Origin of the sequence: Azospirillum lipoferum (assembly GCF_024170005.1) — a bacterium.
Lineage (GTDB): Bacteria > Pseudomonadota > Alphaproteobacteria > Azospirillales > Azospirillaceae > Azospirillum > Azospirillum lipoferum.
This window is the reverse complement of the sequence record NZ_JALJXJ010000012.1, coordinates 150,666-172,908: the sequence shown is the minus strand read 5'-3', so window position 1 is coordinate 172,908 and position 22,243 is coordinate 150,666. Positions and strand designations below refer to the sequence as shown.

Annotated in this window: 20 protein-coding genes; 13 read left to right on the top strand and 7 right to left on the bottom strand. The window is 66.2% G+C overall.

The window, feature by feature from the left end; translation table 11 throughout:
• Positions 1-11 precede the first annotated feature (11 nt).
• The 3 genes from J2848_RS25680 to deoC form a co-directional block, all read right to left on the bottom strand.
• Positions 12-1,514: a sugar ABC transporter ATP-binding protein gene (locus J2848_RS25680; protein WP_149235126.1), complete on the bottom strand. Its 1,503-nt coding sequence runs from the start codon at positions 1,512-1,514 to the stop codon at positions 12-14.
• A gap of 87 nt (positions 1,515-1,601) precedes the next feature.
• A complete protein-coding gene (locus J2848_RS25675; protein ID WP_149235127.1) occupies positions 1,602-2,648 on the bottom strand; it encodes an autoinducer 2 ABC transporter substrate-binding protein in 1,047 nt (348 codons plus the stop codon).
• A gap of 183 nt (positions 2,649-2,831) precedes the next feature.
• On the bottom strand, positions 2,832-3,503 hold the full coding sequence (deoC, locus tag J2848_RS25670; protein WP_149235128.1) for a deoxyribose-phosphate aldolase: 672 nt from the start codon (positions 3,501-3,503) through the stop codon (positions 2,832-2,834).
• 274 nt (positions 3,504-3,777) lie between these two features.
• On the opposite strand from deoC, the gene J2848_RS25665 reads away from it, so the two are divergent.
• The gene (locus tag J2848_RS25665) at positions 3,778-4,545 is read left to right on the top strand and encodes a DeoR/GlpR family DNA-binding transcription regulator (RefSeq protein ID WP_149235129.1); all 768 of its coding nucleotides are present in this window, start codon (positions 3,778-3,780) and stop codon (positions 4,543-4,545) included.
• 9 nt (positions 4,546-4,554) lie between these two features.
• On the opposite strand, the gene J2848_RS25660 is transcribed toward J2848_RS25665, so the two are convergent.
• Positions 4,555-5,502, bottom strand: a complete 948-nt coding sequence (locus J2848_RS25660; RefSeq protein WP_246194425.1) for a LysR family transcriptional regulator — start codon at positions 5,500-5,502, stop codon at positions 4,555-4,557.
• A gap of 122 nt (positions 5,503-5,624) precedes the next feature.
• Between J2848_RS25660 and J2848_RS25655 the strand changes: the two genes are divergently transcribed.
• The 11 genes from J2848_RS25655 to fdhF all read left to right on the top strand — a co-directional run bounded on the left by J2848_RS25655 (position 5,625) and on the right by fdhF (position 19,863).
• Complete coding sequence (locus tag J2848_RS25655) at positions 5,625-7,121, top strand: form I ribulose bisphosphate carboxylase large subunit (protein WP_149235131.1); 1,497 nt, start codon at positions 5,625-5,627, stop codon at positions 7,119-7,121.
• Between the two features lie 15 nt (positions 7,122-7,136).
• Positions 7,137-7,577: a ribulose bisphosphate carboxylase small subunit gene (locus tag J2848_RS25650; protein ID WP_149235132.1), complete on the top strand. Its 441-nt coding sequence runs from the start codon at positions 7,137-7,139 to the stop codon at positions 7,575-7,577.
• Positions 7,567-8,289 carry a ribulose-phosphate 3-epimerase gene (rpe, locus tag J2848_RS25645; protein ID WP_149235133.1) on the top strand — a complete coding sequence of 241 codons (723 nt, stop codon included), beginning with the start codon at positions 7,567-7,569 and terminating at the stop codon, positions 8,287-8,289. The genes J2848_RS25650 and rpe overlap by 11 nt, the downstream gene beginning before the upstream one ends.
• Positions 8,286-9,206 carry a CbbX protein gene (gene cbbX, locus J2848_RS25640; protein WP_246194427.1) on the top strand — a complete coding sequence of 307 codons (921 nt, stop codon included), beginning with the start codon at positions 8,286-8,288 and terminating at the stop codon, positions 9,204-9,206. The genes rpe and cbbX overlap by 4 nt, the downstream gene beginning before the upstream one ends.
• Before the next feature lie 44 nt (positions 9,207-9,250).
• Positions 9,251-10,363: a class 1 fructose-bisphosphatase gene (locus tag J2848_RS25635; RefSeq protein ID WP_149235135.1), complete on the top strand. Its 1,113-nt coding sequence runs from the start codon at positions 9,251-9,253 to the stop codon at positions 10,361-10,363.
• Between the two features lie 14 nt (positions 10,364-10,377).
• The gene (locus J2848_RS25630) at positions 10,378-11,253 is read left to right on the top strand and encodes a phosphoribulokinase (RefSeq protein WP_149235136.1); all 876 of its coding nucleotides are present in this window, start codon (positions 10,378-10,380) and stop codon (positions 11,251-11,253) included.
• 41 nt (positions 11,254-11,294) lie between these two features.
• On the top strand, positions 11,295-13,346 hold the full coding sequence (gene tkt, locus J2848_RS25625; RefSeq protein WP_149235137.1) for a transketolase: 2,052 nt from the start codon (positions 11,295-11,297) through the stop codon (positions 13,344-13,346).
• 17 nt (positions 13,347-13,363) lie between these two features.
• Complete coding sequence (gene fba, locus J2848_RS25620) at positions 13,364-14,455, top strand: class II fructose-bisphosphate aldolase (protein WP_149235138.1); 1,092 nt, start codon at positions 13,364-13,366, stop codon at positions 14,453-14,455.
• Between the two features lie 11 nt (positions 14,456-14,466).
• Positions 14,467-15,147, top strand: a complete 681-nt coding sequence (gene gph, locus J2848_RS25615; protein WP_149235139.1) for a phosphoglycolate phosphatase — start codon at positions 14,467-14,469, stop codon at positions 15,145-15,147.
• Positions 15,148-15,305: 158 nt separating this feature from the next.
• Positions 15,306-17,081 (top strand): NAD(P)H-dependent oxidoreductase subunit E, encoded by a 1,776-nt coding sequence (locus J2848_RS25610; RefSeq protein WP_211103340.1) that lies wholly within the window; start codon positions 15,306-15,308, stop codon positions 17,079-17,081.
• 10 nt (positions 17,082-17,091) lie between these two features.
• Positions 17,092-19,863 (top strand): formate dehydrogenase subunit alpha, encoded by a 2,772-nt coding sequence (gene fdhF / locus J2848_RS25605; protein WP_149235140.1) that lies wholly within the window; start codon positions 17,092-17,094, stop codon positions 19,861-19,863.
• Here fdhF and J2848_RS25600 read toward each other — a convergent pair.
• From J2848_RS25600 to J2848_RS25590, 3 genes are read right to left on the bottom strand one after another with little or no spacing between them, the layout of a single operon-like run.
• A complete protein-coding gene (locus J2848_RS25600) occupies positions 19,823-20,545 on the bottom strand; it encodes a (5-formylfuran-3-yl)methyl phosphate synthase (protein WP_149235141.1) in 723 nt (240 codons plus the stop codon). The two genes, fdhF and J2848_RS25600, sit on opposite strands and share 41 nt — an antisense overlap.
• A gap of 18 nt (positions 20,546-20,563) precedes the next feature.
• A complete protein-coding gene (locus tag J2848_RS25595; RefSeq protein WP_149235142.1) occupies positions 20,564-21,007 on the bottom strand; it encodes a dihydroneopterin aldolase in 444 nt (147 codons plus the stop codon).
• A gap of 31 nt (positions 21,008-21,038) precedes the next feature.
• Entirely contained in the window at positions 21,039-21,536 is a 498-nt protein-coding gene (locus J2848_RS25590; protein ID WP_246194429.1) for a DUF3280 domain-containing protein, read from the bottom strand.
• A gap of 105 nt (positions 21,537-21,641) precedes the next feature.
• Here J2848_RS25590 and J2848_RS25585 point away from each other — a divergent pair, with 105 nt between their 5' ends.
• On the top strand, positions 21,642-22,235 hold the full coding sequence (locus tag J2848_RS25585; RefSeq protein WP_246194431.1) for a hypothetical protein: 594 nt from the start codon (positions 21,642-21,644) through the stop codon (positions 22,233-22,235).
• The last annotated feature ends 8 nt before the right edge of the window (positions 22,236-22,243 follow it).

Sequence of the window (22,243 nt, the reverse complement as noted above, 5' to 3'; positions counted from 1 at the left end):
CGGTTCCTCCCTCAGGTAAAGGTCTTGAGCCGGTCGCTGACCGTCTCTTCGGTGACGTCGGCGGCGGGCAGATCCTCGATGAAGCGCCCGCGATGCATCAGCACGATGCGGTTGCAGTTCTGCACCAGCTCCAGCACGTCGTCGGAGATCATCAGGACGGCGAGGCCGTGATGCTGCGCCAGCTCCCGGATCTTGGCATGGATTTCCGCCTTCGACCCGACGTCGACGCCGACGGTCGGGCCGTTCAGGATCAGCACGCGGGCGTCGGTCAGCAGCCAGCGGGCCAGTACCACGCGCTGCTGGTTGCCGCCCGAGAGCTGCATCACCGGCTTCTCGGCGGTCGGTGTGGCGATCTGCATGGCGCGGACCATGCCCTGCGTCATCTCCTCGGCCTGCCCGCGGTCGATCACCAGCCTGCGCGCCAGCCGTTCATAGGAGGTGGCAAGCATGTTGCGTTTGATGCTCTGCGGCAGGAACAGCCCTTCGCTCAGCCGGTCCTCCGGTACATAGGCGATGCCGGCGTCAATGGCCTCCTGGGTCGTGCGCAGCCGCACCGGCGCGCCATCGATCAGGATCTCGCCCTGATAGCGCGGCACCATGCCGAAGAGCGCCAGCGCCAGATCGGTGCGGCCGGAACCCAGCAGGCCCGACAGCCCGACGATCTCGCCGGGGCGGATGGCAAGGCTCAGATCCTCGCACTTTCCGGGCACGGTCAGGCTGCGGATCTCCAGCCGGGGCACCGGCGGCGGGCCGGGCGGCGGGGTCCAGACATAGGGTTCGTTGAGGATGTCGCTGCCGGTCATGTGGCGGGTGATCAGCGCTTCGTCGAAGCCGCCGGTCGGCCCCTCCGCCACCTTGCGGCCGTTGCGGATCACGGTGATGCGCTCGCTGATTTCCAGCATCTCGCGCATCTTGTGGCTGACGAACAGGATGGCGATGCCGCGCGCCTGGATGTCGCGGACGATGCGGAACAGCGTCTCGACCTCCTTGCGGGTCAAGGCCGTGGTCGGCTCGTCCATGATGATCAGGCGGGCGTCGGACATCAGCGCGCGGGCGATGGCGACCAGCTGCTTGCCGGCGGTCGGCAGCGAGGCGACCTCGGCATCCAGGTCAAGTTCCACGCCCAGCCGGTCCACCGCCTCGCGGGCGATGGCGCGGGTGCGCCGCCAGTTCATCAGGCGCCGCTTTTCGCCAAGATGGACGTTCATCGCCAGATTCTCGGCGACGGTCAGGTTCCCGAACAGCGAGAAGTCCTGGTAGATGACCTGGACGCCGTGGGCAATGGCCTCGATCGGCGACATGCCGGGCATCGTCCTGCCATCGATCAGGATCTCGCCGCCGTCCGGCTGATAGACGCCGGACATGATCTTGATGACGGTGGATTTGCCCGAGCCGTTCTCTCCGGCCAGGCAATGGATCTCGCCGGGTTTGATGACCAGCGACATGGCGTCCAGCGCGACGACGCCGGCAAACACCTTCCGGATGTTCCGGAGTTCGATGAAACCGTCCGACATATCTTCCGCCCGGCGGTTCGAGGAAAGGATGAAGACAAGGGGGCGCCGGCAAGCCGCTTCCGGCTGCCGGCGCCCGTCTTCAGATCATCAGAAGTCGTAGGAGCCCATGTTCTCCTTGGTCACGCCAACCCAGCCCTGGCCGTACAGCAGGTTGGCCTTGGCCCCCTGCGGCGTGGTCAGGTTGGTGTAGCCTGGCAGGCCGAGGTTCAGACCGGCCTTGATCTGGTCCTTCTTGCCGTCCAGCGCCATCACCGCCAGCATGTTCATGGCATAGCCGGCAACCGCCGGATCCCAGAACTGGATGTACTGGATGTCGCCTTGCGTCAGATACTGGCCGGCGACCGACACCAGACCGGTGCCGGAGAAGAACAGCTTGTTCTTCAGACCGCGCTCCGCCACCAGACGGCCGGCGCCGGCCGAGGTCGGCATCGGGCCGCCGACGATGCCCTTCAGGTCGGGATACGTCGTCAGGACTTCCTTCAGCTTGTTGTAGTCGGTGTTGGCGTCGTCATAGGTCTCCAGACGGTTGGTCACCATCTGCATCTTCGGGAAATGTTCCTTCTGATAGGCGACAGCGCCGTCGATCCATTCGTTCTGCGACTTGGAGGTCAGGCTGCCGACGGTGCAGACATACTTGCCCTCGCCGCCCATCGCCTTGCCCAGCACTTCCATCAGCTTGGCGCCGTAGGCGAAGTTGTCGAAGGCCTCCAGCACATAGTCGGCGTTCTGGATGTTCGACGCCTCATGCGCGATTACCACGATGCCGCGGTCACGCGCCTTCTTCAGCACCGGCTCCACCGCCTCGACCGAGAACGGGACGATGGCGATGGCGTCGACGCCCTGGGCGATCAGGTTCTCGACCAGTTGGACCTGTGCCGCCGCGTCGGCTTGGCTCGGCCCCACCATCCAGGTGTCGTGGCCGGTGTCGCTGGCGAACTGCTTCACGCCATCGCGCATGCGGTCGAACCAGGCGATGCCGTCGACCTTCACTACGGTGGCGATGGTGTATTTCTTCTTGGTGGCGTCGGACTTCAGCGTCTTGACGGCGTCCGGTGTCGGGACCGGATCGGCGGCCATCGCCGGTCCGGCGACCAGCGACGCGGCGACGATGAGCGAGGACAGCAACTTCTTCATGTCGGCGTGACTCCCATGAGAGGCGATAAGCGCCATGCGGTGGGAGAACTCTTCGACCCACCGCCGGTGCCGGGGTGTTTGCCACCCGCTGCGCGTTCCGTTTTTGGTGATGCCGTGCCGGGTGGGACGGACGGAACTCCCGCCCGACCGGCACGCTCGATGGCGTGCGCGAGGCCTGCGGGGTCAGCCGCCGACGATCGCCACGCTGGCGCTGGCGCCGATGCGCGAGGCGCCGGCTGCGATCATGCGGCGGGCGTTCTCGGTGGTGCGTACCCCGCCCGACGCCTTGACGCCCATGCCGTCGCCGACGGTCCGGCGCATCAGCGCCACATCCTCGGCGGTGGCGCCGCCTCCGGCGAAGCCGGTGGAGGTCTTGACGTAATCGGCCCCGGCCTCCTGCGACAGCCGGCAGGCCAGGATCTTCTCGTCGTCGGTGAGCAGGCTGGTTTCGATGATGACCTTCAGCAGGGCGTCACCGCAGGCCTGCTTGACCGCGGCGACGTCGTCGCGCACTTCGACGGTTCGGCCGGCCTTCAGCAGGCCGATGGGGATCACCATGTCGACCTCGCGGGCGCCGTGGCGCACCACCCATTCGGCCTCATCCGCCTTGATCGCCGTGGGATCGGCGCCGAAGGGGAAGCAGATCACCGCGCAGGGCACGACCGGCGATCCGGCCAGCCGTTCGGTCACCAGCGGAATGAAGACGGGGTTGACGCAGACCGCCTTGAAGGCGTGCGCACGCGCCTCGTCGCACAGCCGCCCGACATCAGCGGGCTGGGCGTCCGGGCGCAACAGGGTGTGGTCGATGAACGGAGCCAGACCGGCCGCATCGGCCGGGACGCTGGTCATGGGCATCTTGGTCCTCCCGGGGAGCCCCTTGGTCTTGAGGGCTCTCCTCGATTGTTGCCGGAACGCCGACACCGCTTCGGAACTCGTCGCGATGTTAACATTCTAACATTTTCTGAAAGGATAGTTTCACATTGTCGCGCACTGTGTCAAGATCAATGCATGCGATTGTGAGCTTGGCCACGGCCATCCTGTTCGAGGCGTCACACCATTGGGATTAACCCGTTTGAATTGTAAGGTACGGCCGCGGGCAGGATGGGTGGAAACGGTACGGGATGCGGACATGTCGATGAGAAGGGCCGATCGCCTGGACCGGTTGCAGAGCGCGCTGGATGCTGGCGGCTATCTTCGGTTGAAGGATGCGGCCCGGCTGCTGGGCGTCTCGGAAATGACGGTGCGGCGCGACATCGCGTCCTGCGACGGGCGCTTCGCCTATCTCGGCGGCTATATCGCCGGCGGGCTGGAGAGCGCCGGCGGCATGGGCTACATCCTGGACCGCGAGCGGGACGCCCACATCGAGATGAAGCGGACCGCCTGCGACTCGGCGGCGACCCTGCTGAAGCCGGGGGAGACGGTGTTCATCGACTGTGGCACCACTACCACTCATCTCGCCAGCCGCATCCCGGCCGACAGCCAGATCACCGTGGTCTGCTACGCCATGAACATCGCCGAGATCGTTTGCAAGAAGCCGGGCTTGCGCGTGGTCATGCTGGGCGGCCTCTACCACGCTTCCTCTGCGTCCTTCTCCAGTCCGGAGTCGCTGGAGATGCTGCGCGGCATCGGCATCAACACCGCCTTCATCTCGGCCGGCGGTGTGCATGAGTCGCTGGGGATCAGCTGTTCGAACTTTCACGAGGTGGAGATCAAGCAGACCGCCATCGCCAACGCCGTGACCAAGGCGCTGGTGGTCGACAGCAGCAAGTTCGATCAGGTCAAGCCGGCCTTCTTCGCCAAGCTCAACAGCTTCGACTTTCTCTGCTGCGATGACGGGATCGACCCGGCGCGGGCGGAGAGGCTTGCTGCGGCAGGCGTGCGCATCATGCTGCCTTGACGCCTGGGTTCAGGTGCCGGGCACCAGCGCCCGGTGGCTGGCATGAATACTGTCGATAATCGCCTGCCCGCGCTCCAGCAGATAGCTGCGCAGCTGCGCATGTACCGGCAACAGCGGCAGGCTGCGGCGGTGGGCGATGTACCAGGACCGCATCAGCGGTAGCCCCTCCACCTTCAGTTCCCGCAGCATGCCCAGCGCCAATTCCAGGTCCACGGTGTGACGGGACAGCAGGGCGATACCGATGCCGGCCATGACCGCCTGCTTGATCGTCTCGTTGCTGCTGGAGGTCATGACGATGCGCGGCGAGAAGCCCTGGCCCTGGAAATAGGCGTCGGTCAGCGCCCGTGTGCCGGCCCCTTCCTCCCGCGCGATGAAGCCGCTGTCGGCCAAATCGGACAGGCGCAGGGCCGGGGCATCGGCCGCGGGATGGGTCGGCGCGCAGATGATGATGCTGGGATGGCGGGCAAAGGGGTCGGCCAGCAACTCCCCCTCGTCCAGCGGGCGGCCCATGATAGCGAGGTCTACCTCGCCCTTGGCAACCATCGCGTTTACCTCCCGCCGGTTGCCGTCTCGGAGATGGATCGACACGCCCGGCCGTTCCTCGCGGAACCGGGAGATCATGTGCGGCGCGATGTATTTGGCGGTGCTGACCAGTCCGATGGTGACGTTGCCGCCGGTCACCCCCTTCAGCGCCTGCATCCGCCGGTCGGCATTGTCCAGCGCCTGGAGGATCAGCGTCGCATGCTCCAGCAGGTCGCGTCCGGCTTCCGTCAGCACGACATGCCGGCCCACCCGTTCAAACAGCGGGAAGCCGCAATGGCCCTCCACCTGCTTGATCTGGAAGGAAACCGCGCCGGGCGTCAGGCCGAACTGTTCCGCCACGCGGGCGAAGGACAGGTTGCGGGCGGCGGCGGCGAAGATCTGGAGTTGGCGCAGCGTGGCATGCTGGATGGTCATCGGCTGCTCCAATCATCAGGAATCCCTATCCATATTGTGCTGTGTATTTGAATTTTCCTCAATAGTACGTGACGCTAACGTTTTCATCGAACGAACCGAACGCCACTGGCGAGGTGAAGACGATGAATTACGTATCGACGACGCTCCCGACCGACCGAAAGGCGAGCGACACGGTCGTCAGCGATCCCAAAGCCCGCTACCGGCCGGGCGTGCTGAAATACCGGCAGATGGGCTATTGGGAGCCGGACTATGAGCCAAAGGACACCGACGTGCTCGCCGTCTTCCGCATCACGCCGCAGGATGGCGTCGATCCCGAGGAGGCGGCGGCGGCGGTCGCCGGCGAAAGCTCCACCGCCACCTGGACCGTGGTGTGGACCGACCGCCTGACCGACTGCGAGCGCTATCGCGCCAAGGCTTTCCGCGTCGATCCGGTGCCCGGAACGCCCGGCCAGTATTTCGCCTACATCGCCTATGAACTGGACCTTTTCGAGGAAGGATCGATCGCCAACCTCACTGCCTCGATCATCGGAAACGTCTTCGGCTTCAAGCCGCTGAAGGGGCTGCGGCTGGAGGACATGCGGATCCCCATCGCCTATCTGAAAACTTTCCAGGGGCCGGCGACCGGCATCGTGGTGGAGCGAGAAAGGCTGAACAATTTTGGTCGTCCGTTGCTGGGCGCCACCATGAAGCCGAAGCTGGGATTGTCCGGCCGCAACTACGGCCGCGTGGTGTACGAGGCACTGAAGGGCGGACTCGATTTCACCAAGGATGACGAGAACATCAACTCGCAGCCTTTCATGCATTGGCGCGACCGCTTCCTCTACTGCATGGAGGGAGTCAACCGCGCCACCGCCGAGACCGGGGAGGTCAAGGGCACCTACCTGAACGTCACCGCCGCCACCATGGAAGACATGTACGAGCGCGCCGAGTTCGCCAAGGAACTGGGCAGCGTCATCATCATGATCGATCTGGTGATCGGCTACACCGCCATCCAGTCGATGGCGAAATGGGCGCGGCGCAACGACATGATCCTGCACCTGCACCGCGCCGGCCATTCCACCTACACCCGGCAGAAGAGCCACGGCGTGTCCTTCCGCGTCATCGCCAAATGGATGCGCATGGCCGGCGTCGACCACATCCATGCCGGCACCGTCGTCGGCAAGCTGGAGGGCGACCCCAACGTCATCCGCGGCATCTACGACACCTGCCGCGAGACCCATGTCCCGCAGAATCTCCAGCACGGCATCTTCTTCGACCAGCCCTGGGCCGGGCTGAAGCGGGTGATGCCGGTGGCGTCGGGCGGCATACATGCCGGGCAGATGCACCAGCTGCTCACATATCTAGGCGAGGACGTGATCCTACAGTTCGGCGGCGGAACCATCGGCCATCCCGACGGTATCCAGGCCGGCGCCACCGCAAACCGCGTCGCTCTGGAAACGATGGTCAAGGCCCGCAACGAGGGCCGCGACATCTGGAACGAGGGACCGGAGATCCTTCGTGACGCTGCCCGCTGGTGCGCCCCGCTGCGCGCGGCACTCGACACCTGGAAGGACGTCACTTTCGACTACGCCTCCACCGACAGCGTCGATTACGTCCCCACCCCCACCGCGGCGATGTGAGAAGGAGCGATTCCCATGCGTCTTACCCAGGGCCAGTTCTCCTTCCTGCCGGACCTGACCGACGGGGAGATCACCAAGCAGGTCCAGTACGCCCTCGACCAGGGTTGGGCGGTAGCGGTGGAGTTCACCGACGATCCGCACCCGCGCAACAGCTATTGGACGATGTGGGGCAACCCCATGTTCGACCTGCGCGACGCCAAAGGCGTGATGATGGAAATCGACGCCTGCCGCACCGCTCACCCCGACCAGTATGTGAAAGTCCTCGCCTTCGACAGTTCGCACGGTTTCGAGACGGTGCGCATGTCCTACCTCATCAACCGCCCGGCCGAGGAACCCGGTTTCGAGCTGCTGCGCGCGGAAGGGCCAGGGCGGCGCATCGGCTACACGGTGCGCAGCTATGCCACCGGCCGCCCATCCGGCAAACGCTATAGCGGGGAGACCGGTCATGGAACGTGAGCTTGAGGCTGGATATCTCTTCGCTCCCTCTATCCTCTCCGCCGACTTCGCCCGGTTGGGCGACGAGGTGGAGCGGGTTGTGGAGGCGGGATGCGAAGTCATTCATGTCGACGTGATGGACAACCATTATGTCCCCAACCTGACCATCGGTCCGCTGGTCTGCGCTGCCATCCGCCCGCGCACCCGCGCCGTCATTGACGTCCATCTGATGGTGCGCCCGGTGGATGCGCTGGTGCCACTATTCGCGAAAGCCGGTGCCGACATCATCAGCTTCCATCCCGAGGCGTCGGAGCATCCCGACCGCACCCTGGCGCTGATCCGCGAGCAGGGTTGCCGCGCCGGGCTGGCTCTCAATCCGGCGACGCCGCTGACCCATCTCGACCACGTGATGGATCGGCTGGACCTGATCGTCGTCATGTCAGTCAATCCTGGCTTCGGCGGCCAGTCCTTCATCCCCTCCGCGTTCGAGAAGATCGCTGAGGTTCGCCGCCGCATAGATTGCTACCGCAAGCGTACCGGCCGCGATATCCGGCTGGAGGTGGATGGCGGCATCAAGCCCGACAACATCCGTGCCGTCGCCGATGCCGGTGCCGATATCTTTGTCGCCGGCTCCGCCATCTTCTGCTCACCCGACGTTGACGGAGGGTATCGCGGAGTGGTGGGGCGCATGCGTGCCGCCCTGATGACCGAACCGGAATGGAGGGCGGCATGAGTGGAGCGGCCGACCTTCTCGATCCCGAAACCCGAGATGGGCAATCCGACGCGCCGTCCGTCGATCTCGACGCGCTCTACCGCGAGTCCGGCATCGGCGGGATGCTGGCGGGAATGGATCGCGAGTTGGTCGGGCTGCTGCCGGTAAAGACCCGCATCCGCGAGATCGCCGCCTTGCTGCTGGTGGAGCGCGCCCGCCGCAGCATCGGCCTAAGGGCGGAGCCGCCGTCACTGCACATGTGCTTCACCGGTAATCCCGGCACCGGCAAGACGACGGTCGCGCGCCGCATGGCCGGGCTTCTCCACGGGCTGGGCTATATCCGGCGCAACCATGTGGTCAGTGTTACCCGCGACGATCTGGTCGGGCAATATATCGGCCATACGGCGCCCAAGACGAAAGAGGTGCTGAAACGCGCCATGGGCGGCGTGCTGTTCATCGATGAGGCTTATTACCTCTACCGGCCGGAGAACGAGCGCGACTACGGCCAGGAAGCCATCGAGATCCTGCTCCAGGTGATGGAAGACAACCGCGACGACCTCGTGGTGATCCTCGCCGGCTACCGCGACCGCATGGAGATCTTTTTCCGCTCCAACCCCGGCATGGCGTCGCGCATCGCCCATCATGTCGATTTCCCTGACTACGAGGCCGGCGAACTGCTGGAGATCGCCCGGCTGATGACGGCGGGCATGCAGTACCGTTTGGCGCCGGAGGCGGAGCGGGCGATGGCCGACTACATTCTGCGCCGCATGGCACAGCCGCGCTTCGCCAACGCCCGCTCCATCCGCAACGCGCTCGACCGCGCCCGCTTGCGACAGGCCAACCGCCTGTTCGAAGCACGCACCAGCGCCATCGCCGTCGCCGACCTGCTGACCATCGCCGAGGAGGACATCCGCCGAAGCCGCGTCTTCATGCAATAGGCCGGCAAAAAGCCGACCACACAAAACACCGAGAGGGGGAACCGATGCCGCACCGTCACACCACCTTCAGCAAATTCATCATCGAGGACCAGCGCCGCCGCGGCGGAGCCGACACCGATCTGACGGCCCTGCTCAACGACGTGCAGACCGCGTGCAAGTTCATCGCCAGTGCCGCCGCCCGCGGGTCACTGTCGCCGTCTGCCGGCCAGCCGGCGGTTCCGGCTCCCGAACCCGGCGTCAACGTCCATGGCGAAACGCAGAAACCACTGGATCTGATCGCCAACGAGATCATGCTGCGCACCTGCGAATATGGCGGCAAGCTTTGCGGCATGGCGTCGGAGGAGATGGAGGAGCCCTACCGCATCCCTCGCGAGTATCCGCGTGGCCGCTATCTGCTTTGCTTCGATCCGCTGGACGGTTCGTCGAACGTGGACGTCAATCTGACGGTCGGCACCATCTTCTCCATCCTCAAGGCGCCCGACGGCGTGGAGGAACCGGAGGTGGAGCATTTCCTCCAGCCCGGCACCCAGCAGGTGGCGGCTGGCTTCGCCCTCTATGGCCCCGCCGACATGATCGTCGCCACTTTCGGCGAGGGCGTGCACGGCTTCACGCTCGACCGCGAGATCGGCGCTTACACTTTGACCCATCCCGACATGCGGATCCCCGACCATGTCTGCGAATTCGCCATCAACAGCTCCAACGCCCGCTTTTGGGAGCCGCCGGTGCGCCAGTATGTCGAGGAGTGCATCAAGGGCAGCTCCGGTCCGCGCGAAGCGGATTTCAACATGCGGTGGATTGCGTCTCTGGTGGCGGAAGTTTACCGGATCCTGATCCGCGGCGGCGTCTTCCTCTATCCGCGCGATGCGCGTCCGACCCACAAGCCGGGCCGGCTGCGCCTTCTCTACGAGGCGAACCCCATCGCCATGCTGGTGGAGCAGGCCGGCGGGGCAGCCAGCACCGGGCGGCAACGCATTCTCGATATCAAGCCGATGGCCCTGCACCAGCGGGTGCCGGTGATCCTGGGATCGAAGGCGGAGGTGGAGCGGCTGGTCGCCTATCACGCCGCCTATGACCGGGGCGAGGAACTGTCCTTCCACGCGCCGCTGTTCGGCAGCCGGTCGCTGTTCCTGGCCCCCGAGCCCGCCGCACTCAGCTGAAGGAGAGGGATGCCATGTCGGCCCGTCACCCGATCATTGTCGTTACCGGCTCTTCCGGTGCCGGAACGACCACCGTTACCCGCACCTTCCAGCAGATCTTCCGAAGGGAGGGCGTTTCCGCCGTCATCGTCGAGGGCGACAGCTTCCACCGCTACGACCGCCGCGAGATGCGCGCCAAGGTCGCTGAGGCGCAGGAGGAACCCCATTCCACCTTCAGCCATTTCGGTCCCGACGCCAACCTGTTCGAGGAATTGGACGACCTGTTCCGCAGCTATGGCGAGACCGGTGGCGGCCGGACCCGCAAGTACCTGCATGACGAGAAGGAAGCTGCTCCCTACAGCCAGGACCCCGGCACCTTCACGCCGTGGGAGGAGATCGAACCCGGCACCGACCTGCTGTTCTACGAGGGCTTGCACGGCTGCGTGCGTACCGACCGCGTCGATCTCGCCCGCCATGCCGACCTGAAGATCGGGGTGGTTCCCATCGTGAACCTCGAATGGATCCAGAAGATCCACCGCGACCGCAACATGCGCGGCTATTCGGAGGAGGCCGTCGTCGACACCATCCTGCGGCGCATGCCTGATTACGTGAAATACATCTGCCCGCAATTCAGCAGCACCGACGTGAATTTCCAGCGTGTGCCGACGGTGGACACCAGCAATCCCTTCATCGCCCGCGACATTCCGACGTCGGACGAAAGCATGCTGGTCATCCGCTTCACCCGGCCTAAGGGGATCGACTTCCCCTATCTGCTGTCGATGCTGAAGGACAGCTTCATGACCCGGCCCAACACCATCGTCTGTCCGGGCGACAAGATGGCGCTGGCCATGCAGCTGATCTTCACGCCGATGATCTGGCAACTGATCGACCGCAAGAAGAAGGCGTTCTGACGGGAAGCCCGAAAAGCTACCTACCGGGGAGGATACCAACCATGAACGCATCAATGATCGCGGCCGTCGAGGTCCGCGAACAGGATCGGCTTGTTCTACCAGCCGACACTCCCAACCGCAGCTCCGGACGCCGGTTGCTGGCGAACGCGTTGCGCGTTCTCGCCATCGATGCGGTGGAGGCCGCGAAATCCGGCCATCCCGGCATGCCCATGGGCATGGCCGAGATCGCCGAGGCGCTGTGGCGTCGCCATCTGCGTCACAATCCGGCGGACCCGCGCTGGCCCGACCGCGACCGCTTCGTGCTGTCGAACGGGCACGGCTCCATGCTGCTCTATGCGCTCTTGCACCTGACCGGCTACGACTTGCCGATGGAGGAGTTGCGGCGCTTCCGCCAGCTCGGCTCGTGCACGCCGGGGCATCCCGAATATGGCGTGACGCCGGGGGTGGAAACGACCACCGGGCCGCTGGGGCAGGGCCTTGCCAACGCTATCGGCATGGCGCTCGCCGAGCGGTTGCTGGGGGCGGAATTCAACCGGCCGGGGCATTGCATCGTCGATCACCGGACCTTCTGCTTCGTCGGTGACGGCTGCCTGATGGAAGGCATCAGCCACGAGGCCTGCTCGCTGGCCGGAACGCTGGGGCTGGACAAGCTGGTGGTCTTCTATGACGACAACGGCATTTCGATCGACGGCCCTATCGCCGGCTGGTTCACCGACGACACGCCGCAGCGGTTCGAGGCCTATGGCTGGCGGGTGATCCGCGCAGTCGACGGTCATGACCCTTACGCATTGGATGCCGCCATCGACGAGGCGCTGACCCCCTGCGGCAAGCCGACGCTGATCTGCTGCAGGACGGTGATCGGTCACGGTTCCCCCAATCGGGCTGGATCGGCGGACGTGCACGGCGCGCCGCTGGGTGCTGCAGAGGCCGCCGCGACCCGAGCGTCCCTGGGATGGACCGCTCCACCCTTCGAACTGCCGGAGGAGGCGCGTGCCGGCTGGGATGCCCGACGGCGCGGTGCCACGGCGCAGGCTGAGTGGCAGGCCCGGTTCGACGCCTATGCCAACGCCCACCCGCAGTCTGCGTCCGAGTTCCTGCGTCGAATGCGTGGCGATTTGCCGGACGATTTCAGGGAGACGGCGGATGCCTGGGTCGCCGCCGTTGCTCAAAAGTCCGAGCCTATGGCGACCCGCAAGGCGTCCCAGCAGGCCATCCAGGCTCTGGCGGGCCTGTTGCCTGAACTGCTGGGCGGATCGGCCGACCTGACCGGTTCCACGCTCACCGACTGGCCGGGAAGCGGCGGACGCCACCTCCATTATGGCGTGCGGGAGTTCGGCATGGCCGCTGTGATGAATGGCATGGCGCTGCATGGCGGCTTTCTACCCTTTGGAGGCACTTTCCTGGCCTTTTCTGATTATGCTCGCAATGGCCTGCGGCTGTCGGCGCTGATGGGGGTGCGTGTTGTCTATGTCTTCACCCATGACGGCATCGGTCTGGGCGAGGACGGCCCTACCCATCAGCCGGTCGAGCATGCCGCCAGCCTGCGCCTGGTGCCGAATCTCGACGTCTGGCGGCCCTGCGATGCCTTGGAAACCGCCGTTGCCTGGCGGGCGGCGGTTGAGCGGACCGACGGACCGACCGCGCTACTGCTTTCGCGCCAATCACTCCCGGTTCAGGCTGGTACCGGCCGCGCCCATGATGCGGTTCGCGGCGGCTATGTGCTGGCCGATGACGGGCGGCCCGAATTGGTGCTGATCGCTACCGGGTCGGAAGTTGCCATTGCGATGGAGGCGGGGCAACTGCTCGCCGGCCGGGGCATCGCCACCCGTGTCGTTTCCATGCCCTGTTGCGAGGTCTTCGACCGGCAGGATCCGGCTTGGCGTCGTGCCGTGCTGCCGGACGGCATTCCCCGACTGGCGATCGAGGCCGGGGCAACCGGACTCTGGCGCGCCTATGTCGGGTTGGACGGAGCTGTGGTCGGCCTCGACCGCTACGGCGAGTCCGCTCCAGCCGCTGACCTCTACCGCCATTTCGGCATCACGGCGGACGCGGTGATGGATTGTGCCCAACGCCTTCGTTCCCCCCAGCTCTGAACCGGAGATTTCCCGCGATGGCCCTGATCTCCCTCCGACAGCTCCTCGACCATGCGGCCGAGCATGGCTACGGCGTGCCGGCCTTCAACATCAACAACATGGAACAGATCCAGGCGATCATGCAGGCGGCGGAGGACTGTGCCAGTCCGGTGATCCTTCAGGCCTCCGCCGGGGCTCGCAAATATGCCGGCGAGCCGTTTCTGCGTCACATGGTGCAGGCGTCGGCGGAGACGTGGCCGCACATTCCCATCTGCCTGCACCAGGACCACGGCGCCAGTCCGGCAATCTGCCAGCAGGCGATCCGCTCCGGCTTCACCAGCGTGATGATGGACGGCTCGCTGCTGGACGACATGAAGACGCCGGCCGGCTATGACTACAACATCCGCGTCACCCGGCAGGTGGTAGAGCAGGCGCACGCCGTCGGTGTCTCGGTGGAGGGCGAACTGGGCTGCCTCGGTTCCTTGGAGACCGGCCGGGCGGGGGAGGAGGACGGCTCCGGCGCGGCCGGCGTGCTGTCGCGCGACCAGTTGCTGACCGATCCGGAACAGGCGGCGGACTTCGTGGCGCGGACGGGGGTGGACGCACTCGCCATCGCCATCGGCACCAGCCATGGCGCCTACAAGTTCAGCCGCCGCCCGGACGGCGAGGTGCTGGCCATCGATCGCATCCGTGCCATCCACGACCGCATCCCCGATACCCATCTGGTGATGCACGGGTCCTCCAGCGTGCCGCAGGAGTGGCTGGAGGTCATCCGCGCTCATGGCGGCAGCATCCGCGAGACCTACGGCGTCCCGGTGGAGGAAATCCGTGAGGGCATCCGCAACGGCGTTCGCAAGGTGAACATCGACACCGATATCCGCCTCGCCATGAGTGGCAGCCTGCGCCGGGCGATGATGACACGGCCCGAGGAGTTCGACCCGCGCAAGTTCCTGGCCGAAGCGATCAGGGCCGCCCGCAGCCTCTGCCGCGAACGGTTCGAAGCCTTCGGGTCGGCCGGTCAGGCGGGCCGCATTGTCCCGCTTCCGCTGGAGCGCATGGCCGCCCGAGCCGCAGCGCTGGAGTTCGCGGCAATGGAGCGGCGGTCGCCTGCGATGATGGGGTCGGGCTGAGGGAGGGGGCGGTGGACAGGCCGGCACCGATCATCTTCGACCTGGACGGGACGCTGATCGACAGTGCCCCGCATCTCGGCCACGCCCTCAACCGCCTGCTCGGCGATTGGGGGCGTCCTGCGGTGAGCGACGCTGTGCTGCGCTCCTTGATCGGCGATGGCCCGCGGCGGCTGGTCGAGCGCGGATTCGCTGCGGCCGGCCAGCCCCTTCCGGTGGAAGAGACGGACACCGCGTTGGCCCATTTCCTCCGCCTCTATGCTGCACGTCCCGCCGACCCGGCCAGTGTTTATCCCGGCGTGCCGCAGACGCTGGCGCGGTTGGCCGCTTTCGGCCATCCCATCGGCCTGTGCACCAACAAGCCCCATGCCATTGCCCGCAACCTGCTGGGCGAGTTGGGGCTTCTTCCGTTCTTCGGCGCCATCGTCGGTGGCGACAGCCTGCCCCAGCGCAAACCGGCACCGGAGCCTCTGCTGGCCGTGCTGGCTGCATTGAACGGCTTGAAAGCCCAGGCGGTGATGGTGGGTGACGGCCCCAACGACGTGGCCGCCGCCCGCGCCGCCGGAGTCGCTTCCATCCTCGTTACCTATGGTTATGCCCATGGCAATCCGGCCGATCTCTCCGCCGATCGGTTGATCCGCCACTTCGCTGACCTTCCGGACGCCTTGGAGGCCATCCGCCGGGATCGCCCCTGACCCCATCCGACATTCCCATCCGGCCAACGCTGAAGATGATTTAGGATGCTGACATTCAGCAGCAGATGCACTATCTTGGCATCTGGTATACGAAACGCCAGGAACTTGGGATCGCGACAACCAGAAGCGCGGACCACCCAGCAGAGGCCAGAACCGTCGTGACCGCACTCCCCCCGATCATCAGCGCCAAGCCGCCCGGCGGCGTTCCAGCCCGCAGCATCCATCCCGGCTCCGGCCGCCGCAAGACGCGTGACCAGCAGAAGGGGCGTCAGGTCGATCCCCTCAGTCTTGACGAGGTTCGGGCGCTTCTCGGCGACCGTTCCCGCCAGTCGGACCTGCTGATCGAGCATCTCCATCTGCTCCAGGACCATTATGGCTGCCTGCACGCCCGCCATCTCGCCGCCCTGGCGAAGGAGATGCGGCTGGCGCTGGTCGAGGTGTTCGAAGTCGCGTCATTCTATGCCCATTTCGACATCGTGATGGATGGCGAACCGGCGCCGCCGAAGCTCACCATCCGTGTCTGCGATTCCCTGAGCTGTGCACTTGCCGGGGCCGAACAGCTGCACAAGGCACTGAAGGCCGGCGTCGACGAACGCGAGGTCCGCGTCGTGCGCGCGCCCTGCATGGGCGGCTGCAACAACGCTCCGGTCGTGGCGATCGGCCATGCTCCGCACGAGAACGCGACGGTCGAGAGTGTGCTCGACGCCGTCGCCCATGGCCATGTCCACCCGGACATTCCCAACTATATCGGCTTCGACGACTACATCCGCGACGGCGGCTACAAGATGCTGGCCGAATGCCTAAACGGCGCGCGCGACGTCGATGCCGTGCTGAAGGGGCTGGAGGATTCCAGCATCCGCGGCCTGGGCGGCGCCGGCTTCCCCACCGGCCTGAAATGGCGTTATGTCCGGGCGGAGCCGGGACCGCGCATGATGGCGATCAACGGCGACGAGGGCGAACCTGGCACCTTCAAGGACCGCTTCCATCTGGAACGCGACCCGCACCGCTTCCTGGAAGGGATGCTGATCGGCGCCTGGACGGTGGAGGCGACCGACGTCTACATCTACCTGCGCGACGAATACCCACAGTGCCGGGAAATCCTGCTGCGCGAGATCCCGAAGGTGGAGGCCGCCGGCTTCGCCCGCCACACCCGCATCCATCTCCGCCGTGGTGCCGGCGCCTACATCTGCGGCGAGGAATCGGCGATGCTGGAGAGCATCGAGGGCAAGCGCGGGCTGCCGCGTCACAAGCCGCCCTTCCCATCGGTGGTCGGCCTGTTCGGTCGCCCGACCCTGATCAACAACATCGAGACGGTGTTCTGGGTTCGCGAGATCCTGGAGAAGGGCGGCTCCTGGTTCGCCAGCCACGGCCTGAACGGGCGCAAGGGGCTGCGCACCTTCTCCGTCTCCGGCCGGGTGAAGGAACCGGGGGTCAAGCTCGCCCCGGCCGGCATCACGCTGCAGGAGCTGATCGACCAGTATTGCGGCGGCATGGCCGAGGGCCACACGCTGAAGGGCTATCTGCCCGGCGGTCCATCCGGCGGCATCCTGCCGGCGTCGATGGCAAACATCCCGCTCGATTTCGGCACGCTGGAGCCGCACGGCTCCTTCATCGGCTCGGCCGCGGTCGTCGTGCTGTCCGACAAGGACAACATGCGCGACGTGGCGCTCAACCTGCTGAAATTCTTCGAGGATGAGAGCTGCGGCCAATGCACGCCCTGCCGGGTCGGCACCGAGAAGGCCGTGCGCCTGATCAGCGAGCCTGACTGGGACGAGGAGCTGCTGACAGCACTCGCCACTGTGATGGGCGATGCCTCAATCTGCGGTCTGGGACAGGCGGCGATGAACCCGGTCAAGCTGGTGATGAAGCATTTCCGCGATGACTTCGTGTCGCGTCAAAGCGCGGCCCAGGGCGCAACCGGATCGCAGGGGTAAGGAGACCGACATGTCCAACGGCATCACTTTCACCCTGGACGGCACCGAAGTCACGGCGCGGAACGGCGAGACGATCTGGCAGGTCGCCACCCGGCTGGGCACCGAAATCCCGCATCTCTGCCACCGGCCGGAGCCCGGATATCGCCCCGACGGCAACTGCCGCGCCTGCATGGTGGAGATCGAGGGGGAGCGTGTGCTCGCCGCCTCCTGCATCCGCAAGCCCAAGCCCGGCATGACCGTGCGCACGGCGTCGGAAAGGGCCAAGGCGTCGCGCAAGCTGGTCTTCGAACTGCTGCTGGCCGACCAACCGGAGCGGGAGACCGCGCACGACCCCAACTCCACCTTCTGGAACTGGGCCGACAAGGTCGAAATCGCAGGCAGCCGTTTTCCCACGGTGGACCGGCCGACCAAGACCGACGACCTGTCGCATCCGGCGATGGCGGTCCAGCTCGACGCCTGCATCCACTGCAACCTGTGCGTCCGCGCCTGCCGCGAGGTCCAGGTCAACGATGTCATCGGCATGGCGGCGCGCGGACATCTGGAGAAGATCGTCTTCGACTTCGACGATCCGATGGGCCAGTCCACCTGCGTCGCCTGTGGCGAATGCGTGCAGGCCTGCCCGACCGGTGCCCTGATGCCGGCGACCCTGGTGGACGAGAAGGGCGTCTATGCCAACGCGCCTGATCGCGAGGTGGACTCGGTCTGTCCCTATTGCGGCGTCGGCTGCCAGCTGACCTACAAGATCAGGGACAATAAGATCGTCGCCGTCGATGGCAAGGATGGCCCGTCGAACCAGAACCGCCTGTGCGTGAAGGGCCGCTTCGGCTTCGATTACGCCCATCATGGCGACCGCCTGACCGTGCCGCTGATCCGCAAGGAGGGCGTGTCGAAGCACGACGTCGACATCGATCCGATGAACCCCTTCACCCATTTCCGTGAAGCGACCTGGGACGAGGCTCTGGCGGTCGCCGCCGGCGGCTTGCGCAAGATTCGGGACGAGCGTGGCGGCAACGCGCTGGCCGGCTTCGGGTCGGCCAAGGGGTCGAACGAGGAGGCCTATCTGTTCCAGAAGCTGGTGCGCACCGGCTTCGGCACCAACAACGTCGACCACTGCACGCGGCTCTGCCATGCCTCCTCGGTCGCGGCGCTGATCGAGGGTGTCGGATCGGGGGCGGTGTCGGCCCCCTTCATGGCGGCGGAGGATGCCGAGGTCATCGTCATCATCGGCGCCAACCCGACCGAGAACCACCCCGTCGCCGCGACCTTCTTCAAGAACGCGGCGGAACGCGGGGCGAAGCTGATCGTCATGGACCCGCGCGGTCTCGCCATGGCGCGCCATGCCACGCACATGCTGCAGTTCACGCCCGGACGCGACGTGTCGATGCTGAACGCCATCCTCCACACCATCATCGCGGAGGGGCTGTACGACCGCCAGTATGTCCAGGCCAACACCGAGGATTTCGAAGCACTGGCCGAGACGGTCAAGGACTACCCGCCGGAGGAGATGGAGAAGGTCTGCGGCATCCCCGCCGCCACCCTGCGCACGGTGGCACGGCTGTTCGCCCGGTCGAAGGCGTCGATCATCTTCTGGGGCATGGGCGTGTCCCAGCACATCCACGGTACCGACAACAGCCGCTGCCTGATCGCGCTGTCGCTGGTCACCGGCCAGATCGGCCGCCCCGGCACCGGACTGCACCCGCTGCGCGGCCAGAACAACGTCCAGGGCGCGTCGGACGCCGGCCTGATCCCGATGTTCTACCCCGACTACAAGTCGGTGGAGGATCCGGAGGTCCAGTCCTTCTACGAAAATTACTGGGGCACCAAGCTGGACGGCAAGCGCGGCCTGACGGTGGTCGAGATCATGGATGCCATCCATGACAACCGGATCAAGGGCCTCTACATCGAGGGCGAGAACCCGGCGATGTCCGATCCGGACGTGACCCACGCCCGCGAGGCGCTGGCGATGCTCGACCATCTGGTGGTGCAGGACATCTTCCTGACCGAGACGGCGAAATACGCCGACGTGGTGCTGCCGGCCTCCGCTTGGCCGGAGAAGGATGGCACGGTCATCAACACCAACCGGCAGGTCCAGATGGGCCGTGCGGCGGTGCCGCTGCCGGGCGAGGCGCGCCAGGATCTGTGGATCATCCAGGACATGGCGCGTGGGCTGGGCCTGAACTGGAACTACAGCCATGTGTCTGAGGTGTTCACCGAAATGGTCGGCGCCATGCCGTCGCTCGCCAACATCACCTGGGAGCGGGTGGAGCGCGAGGGCTCCGTCACCTATCCGGTCGATGGCCCGGACCAGCCCGGCCACGACATTGTCTTCGGCAACGGCTTCCCCACCAAGACCGGCCGCGGCCGCTTCGTGCCGGCACGGCCGATCAACCCGGCGGAGACGCCGGACCTCGACTATCCGCTGGTGCTAACCACCGGCCGCCAGCTGGAGCACTGGCACACCGGGTCGATGACCCGCCGGTCCAGCGTGCTCGATGCGGTGGAGCCGGAGGCGGTCGCCTATGTCTCTCCACACGACCTCACCCGCGCCGGAATGAGGACCGGCGACTACATGCTGGTGTCGAGCCGCCGCGGCACCATCCGGCTGAAGGCCCGCATCGACGACCGCATGCCCGTGGGGCTGGTCTTCATCCCCTTCGCCTACGCCGAAGCGGCGGCGAACGTACTGACAAACCCGCAGCTCGATCCATTCGGCAAGATCCCGGAGTTCAAATACTGCGCGATCAAGATCGAGAAGGCGCAGATGGCCGAGGCTGCGGAGTAGTGATGGCGGCGGCGACCTGCGCCGCCGCCTGCGGGTCGATGCCCGCGGTGCGCTCTCCACCGCAGAGCGCGCCGCGGAAGCCGAGGTAATCGGGCGACAGGGCCATCAGAGCCGGGATGTCTGCGACCCGCAGCGACCCGGCCAGCCCGGCCAGCAGCCGGTGCGCCCGTGCGCAGGACACGAAGGCTTCCAACTGCGCATCCTGCCAGTGGTGGCGCAGGCCGTGACGCTTGCCGGCGGTGTCCAGCATCACCCCGCGGAATCCGGCGGCGGCCAGCCTGTCGATGGGCAGGCAGCAGGGATCGCTCGGCCACAGGTCGGCAAACAGCACGGCGATCAGCCCCGCCCCCTCTGCGGTCAGCGGGGCCAGCGCGTCGATGCAGCGTTCGGGGGCGCCGTCCGGTGCGAAGCCGATCTTGACGAAGTCGACACCGGTCGCGGCGATGCGGCGCGCTGCCGGTATCACCACGTCGGGTCGCATCGGATGGTCGCCGATGGTGGCGCTCAGCCGTGGCCGTCCCGGTGTGTTTGCCAAATCCCGCACCGTCGCGACGATGTTCTCGTCATCCCAAGCGCCGAGCGCTCCTGCGGTGGGATCCTTCAGGTCCAGGATATCCGGTCCGGTCGGCAGGATCAGGGAGATTTCCGCTGCATTTGCGATGCTGGCCAGCCATCCGGTCATGCGTCCCCCTTATCGCCATCACGGCGGCTCCCGCGCGCCGGTCAGTATCACGCCCACCCCGGCCGCCTGCGGCACGATCTCCAGCTTTTCCACCTGTACCCGGGCAAACACCGCTTGCGGCGGCGACAGGCACAGCGCCAGCAGCTTCTCCGCCAGAACCTCCAGCAGCTGGATGTGGGGGCTGCGCGTGAAGGCCTCGACCCCCTGGATCAGGTATTCATAGGAGACGACGGCGTCGAGGTCGTCGACGAAGGGGCGGTTCGGCACCTCTACCGTGACGGTCAGGCTGACGCGCACGCGTTGGGTCCGCGTCTTCTCATGCTCCCAGACGCCGATGCGGAAATCCCCGACATAATCGCGCAGCACCAGATCATAGCGGCGCATCAGGGCGGCCGTGCGCGGCGGCGGTGGCCGCAGGACATTCATGATGCTGCTGTAGCCGCTTTCAGATTCGTCCGGCATTTCTCGGTCCTCCCCGCCGCCTGCTGCCCGTTCACCGCTTCCCCGGCGCATGTTCCGCCAGCCGATGGTCGACAAGCCAGCCGACGCCGCGCGACCAGGCGGTTTCAGTGTCGCCGCGAATGTCGCCGCGCGCCGTCGTCACCACTTGGCCGGTGCCGACATCCTCGACAACCACGCCGATCCACAGGATCAGGCTGCTGATCTTGCGGACGATACCGAAGACGACCAGATCGGCTCCGACCGCCCGGGCGATGTCGCGCTCGCAACCATTGCAGGATCGGATCGCCGTTCCCGGCGGCGCCAGTCCTGCGGAGCCCGCGTTGCCGATCACGCCATACCCTTTGGCATCCAGGGCCCGTCGCAGCTCCGCACTGACCCGTTTCAGCCGCTCCGCATGCTCCGCCGACGGGGCCTCGCCGCTGCTGTCCTCCAGTTCCAGGTCCAGGACCAGTGTCCGCGCCGACGCTGCCGAAGCGGCTGCCATCACAGCGATGATAGCGGCGCCGGCCCACCTCCCCGCATGATCCATCGGGCTTCTCCTTTTGCGCAGCGGTTCCGATTGCGCCGGTCCGTTGGCGGGGCCATCATTCTTTCCATGCAACGATATTCTTTCGTCCTCGGACCCGCCTTCGCCGTGGCTCTTACCGCGTCCGTGACCGCTGGATTGCCCGCGGCGGCCGTTGCGCAGGACCCGAAAAATCCCGACTGGCCCTGTCAGCAAATCCTCGTCCCGACCCTGTCGTCGGCCTCCGTCTGGGATGGGCCGTCGATCGATGGGCTGGGGGACGAGTGGCAGCGCGATCCCGCGGTCGCCACCCTGGTCCGACGCGCCGCCGACGACAGCATCGACCCCGCCACGCTGGAACCGCAGGCCGAAGCGCTGGCCGGTCCAGACAAGCAAGGTGCGGAACGCGACCGCAAGCTTGCCCTTGTCTTCGCCGGAGCCTTCCAGACGCTGGATCGCCAGCGCACCGCGGCCATCGCCTCCATTGAACGCTATGCGCAGCATCAACGGGCCTTGCGCGACCGCATCGCCGCCGCCCTGCGCGACCTCGATGCCGCATCGGGCGACGCGGCCCGCGCAAAGGAGATCAAGGACGCCATCGCCTGGGACCGCCGAATTCTCGACGATCGTCGCCGGTCGCAGACTGCGGTATGCGAACAGCCGGCCCGGATCGAGCAGCGACTCGGCCAGATCGCCCGGATGCTGTCGGCGCTGCTGTCCTGAGCGGGTCA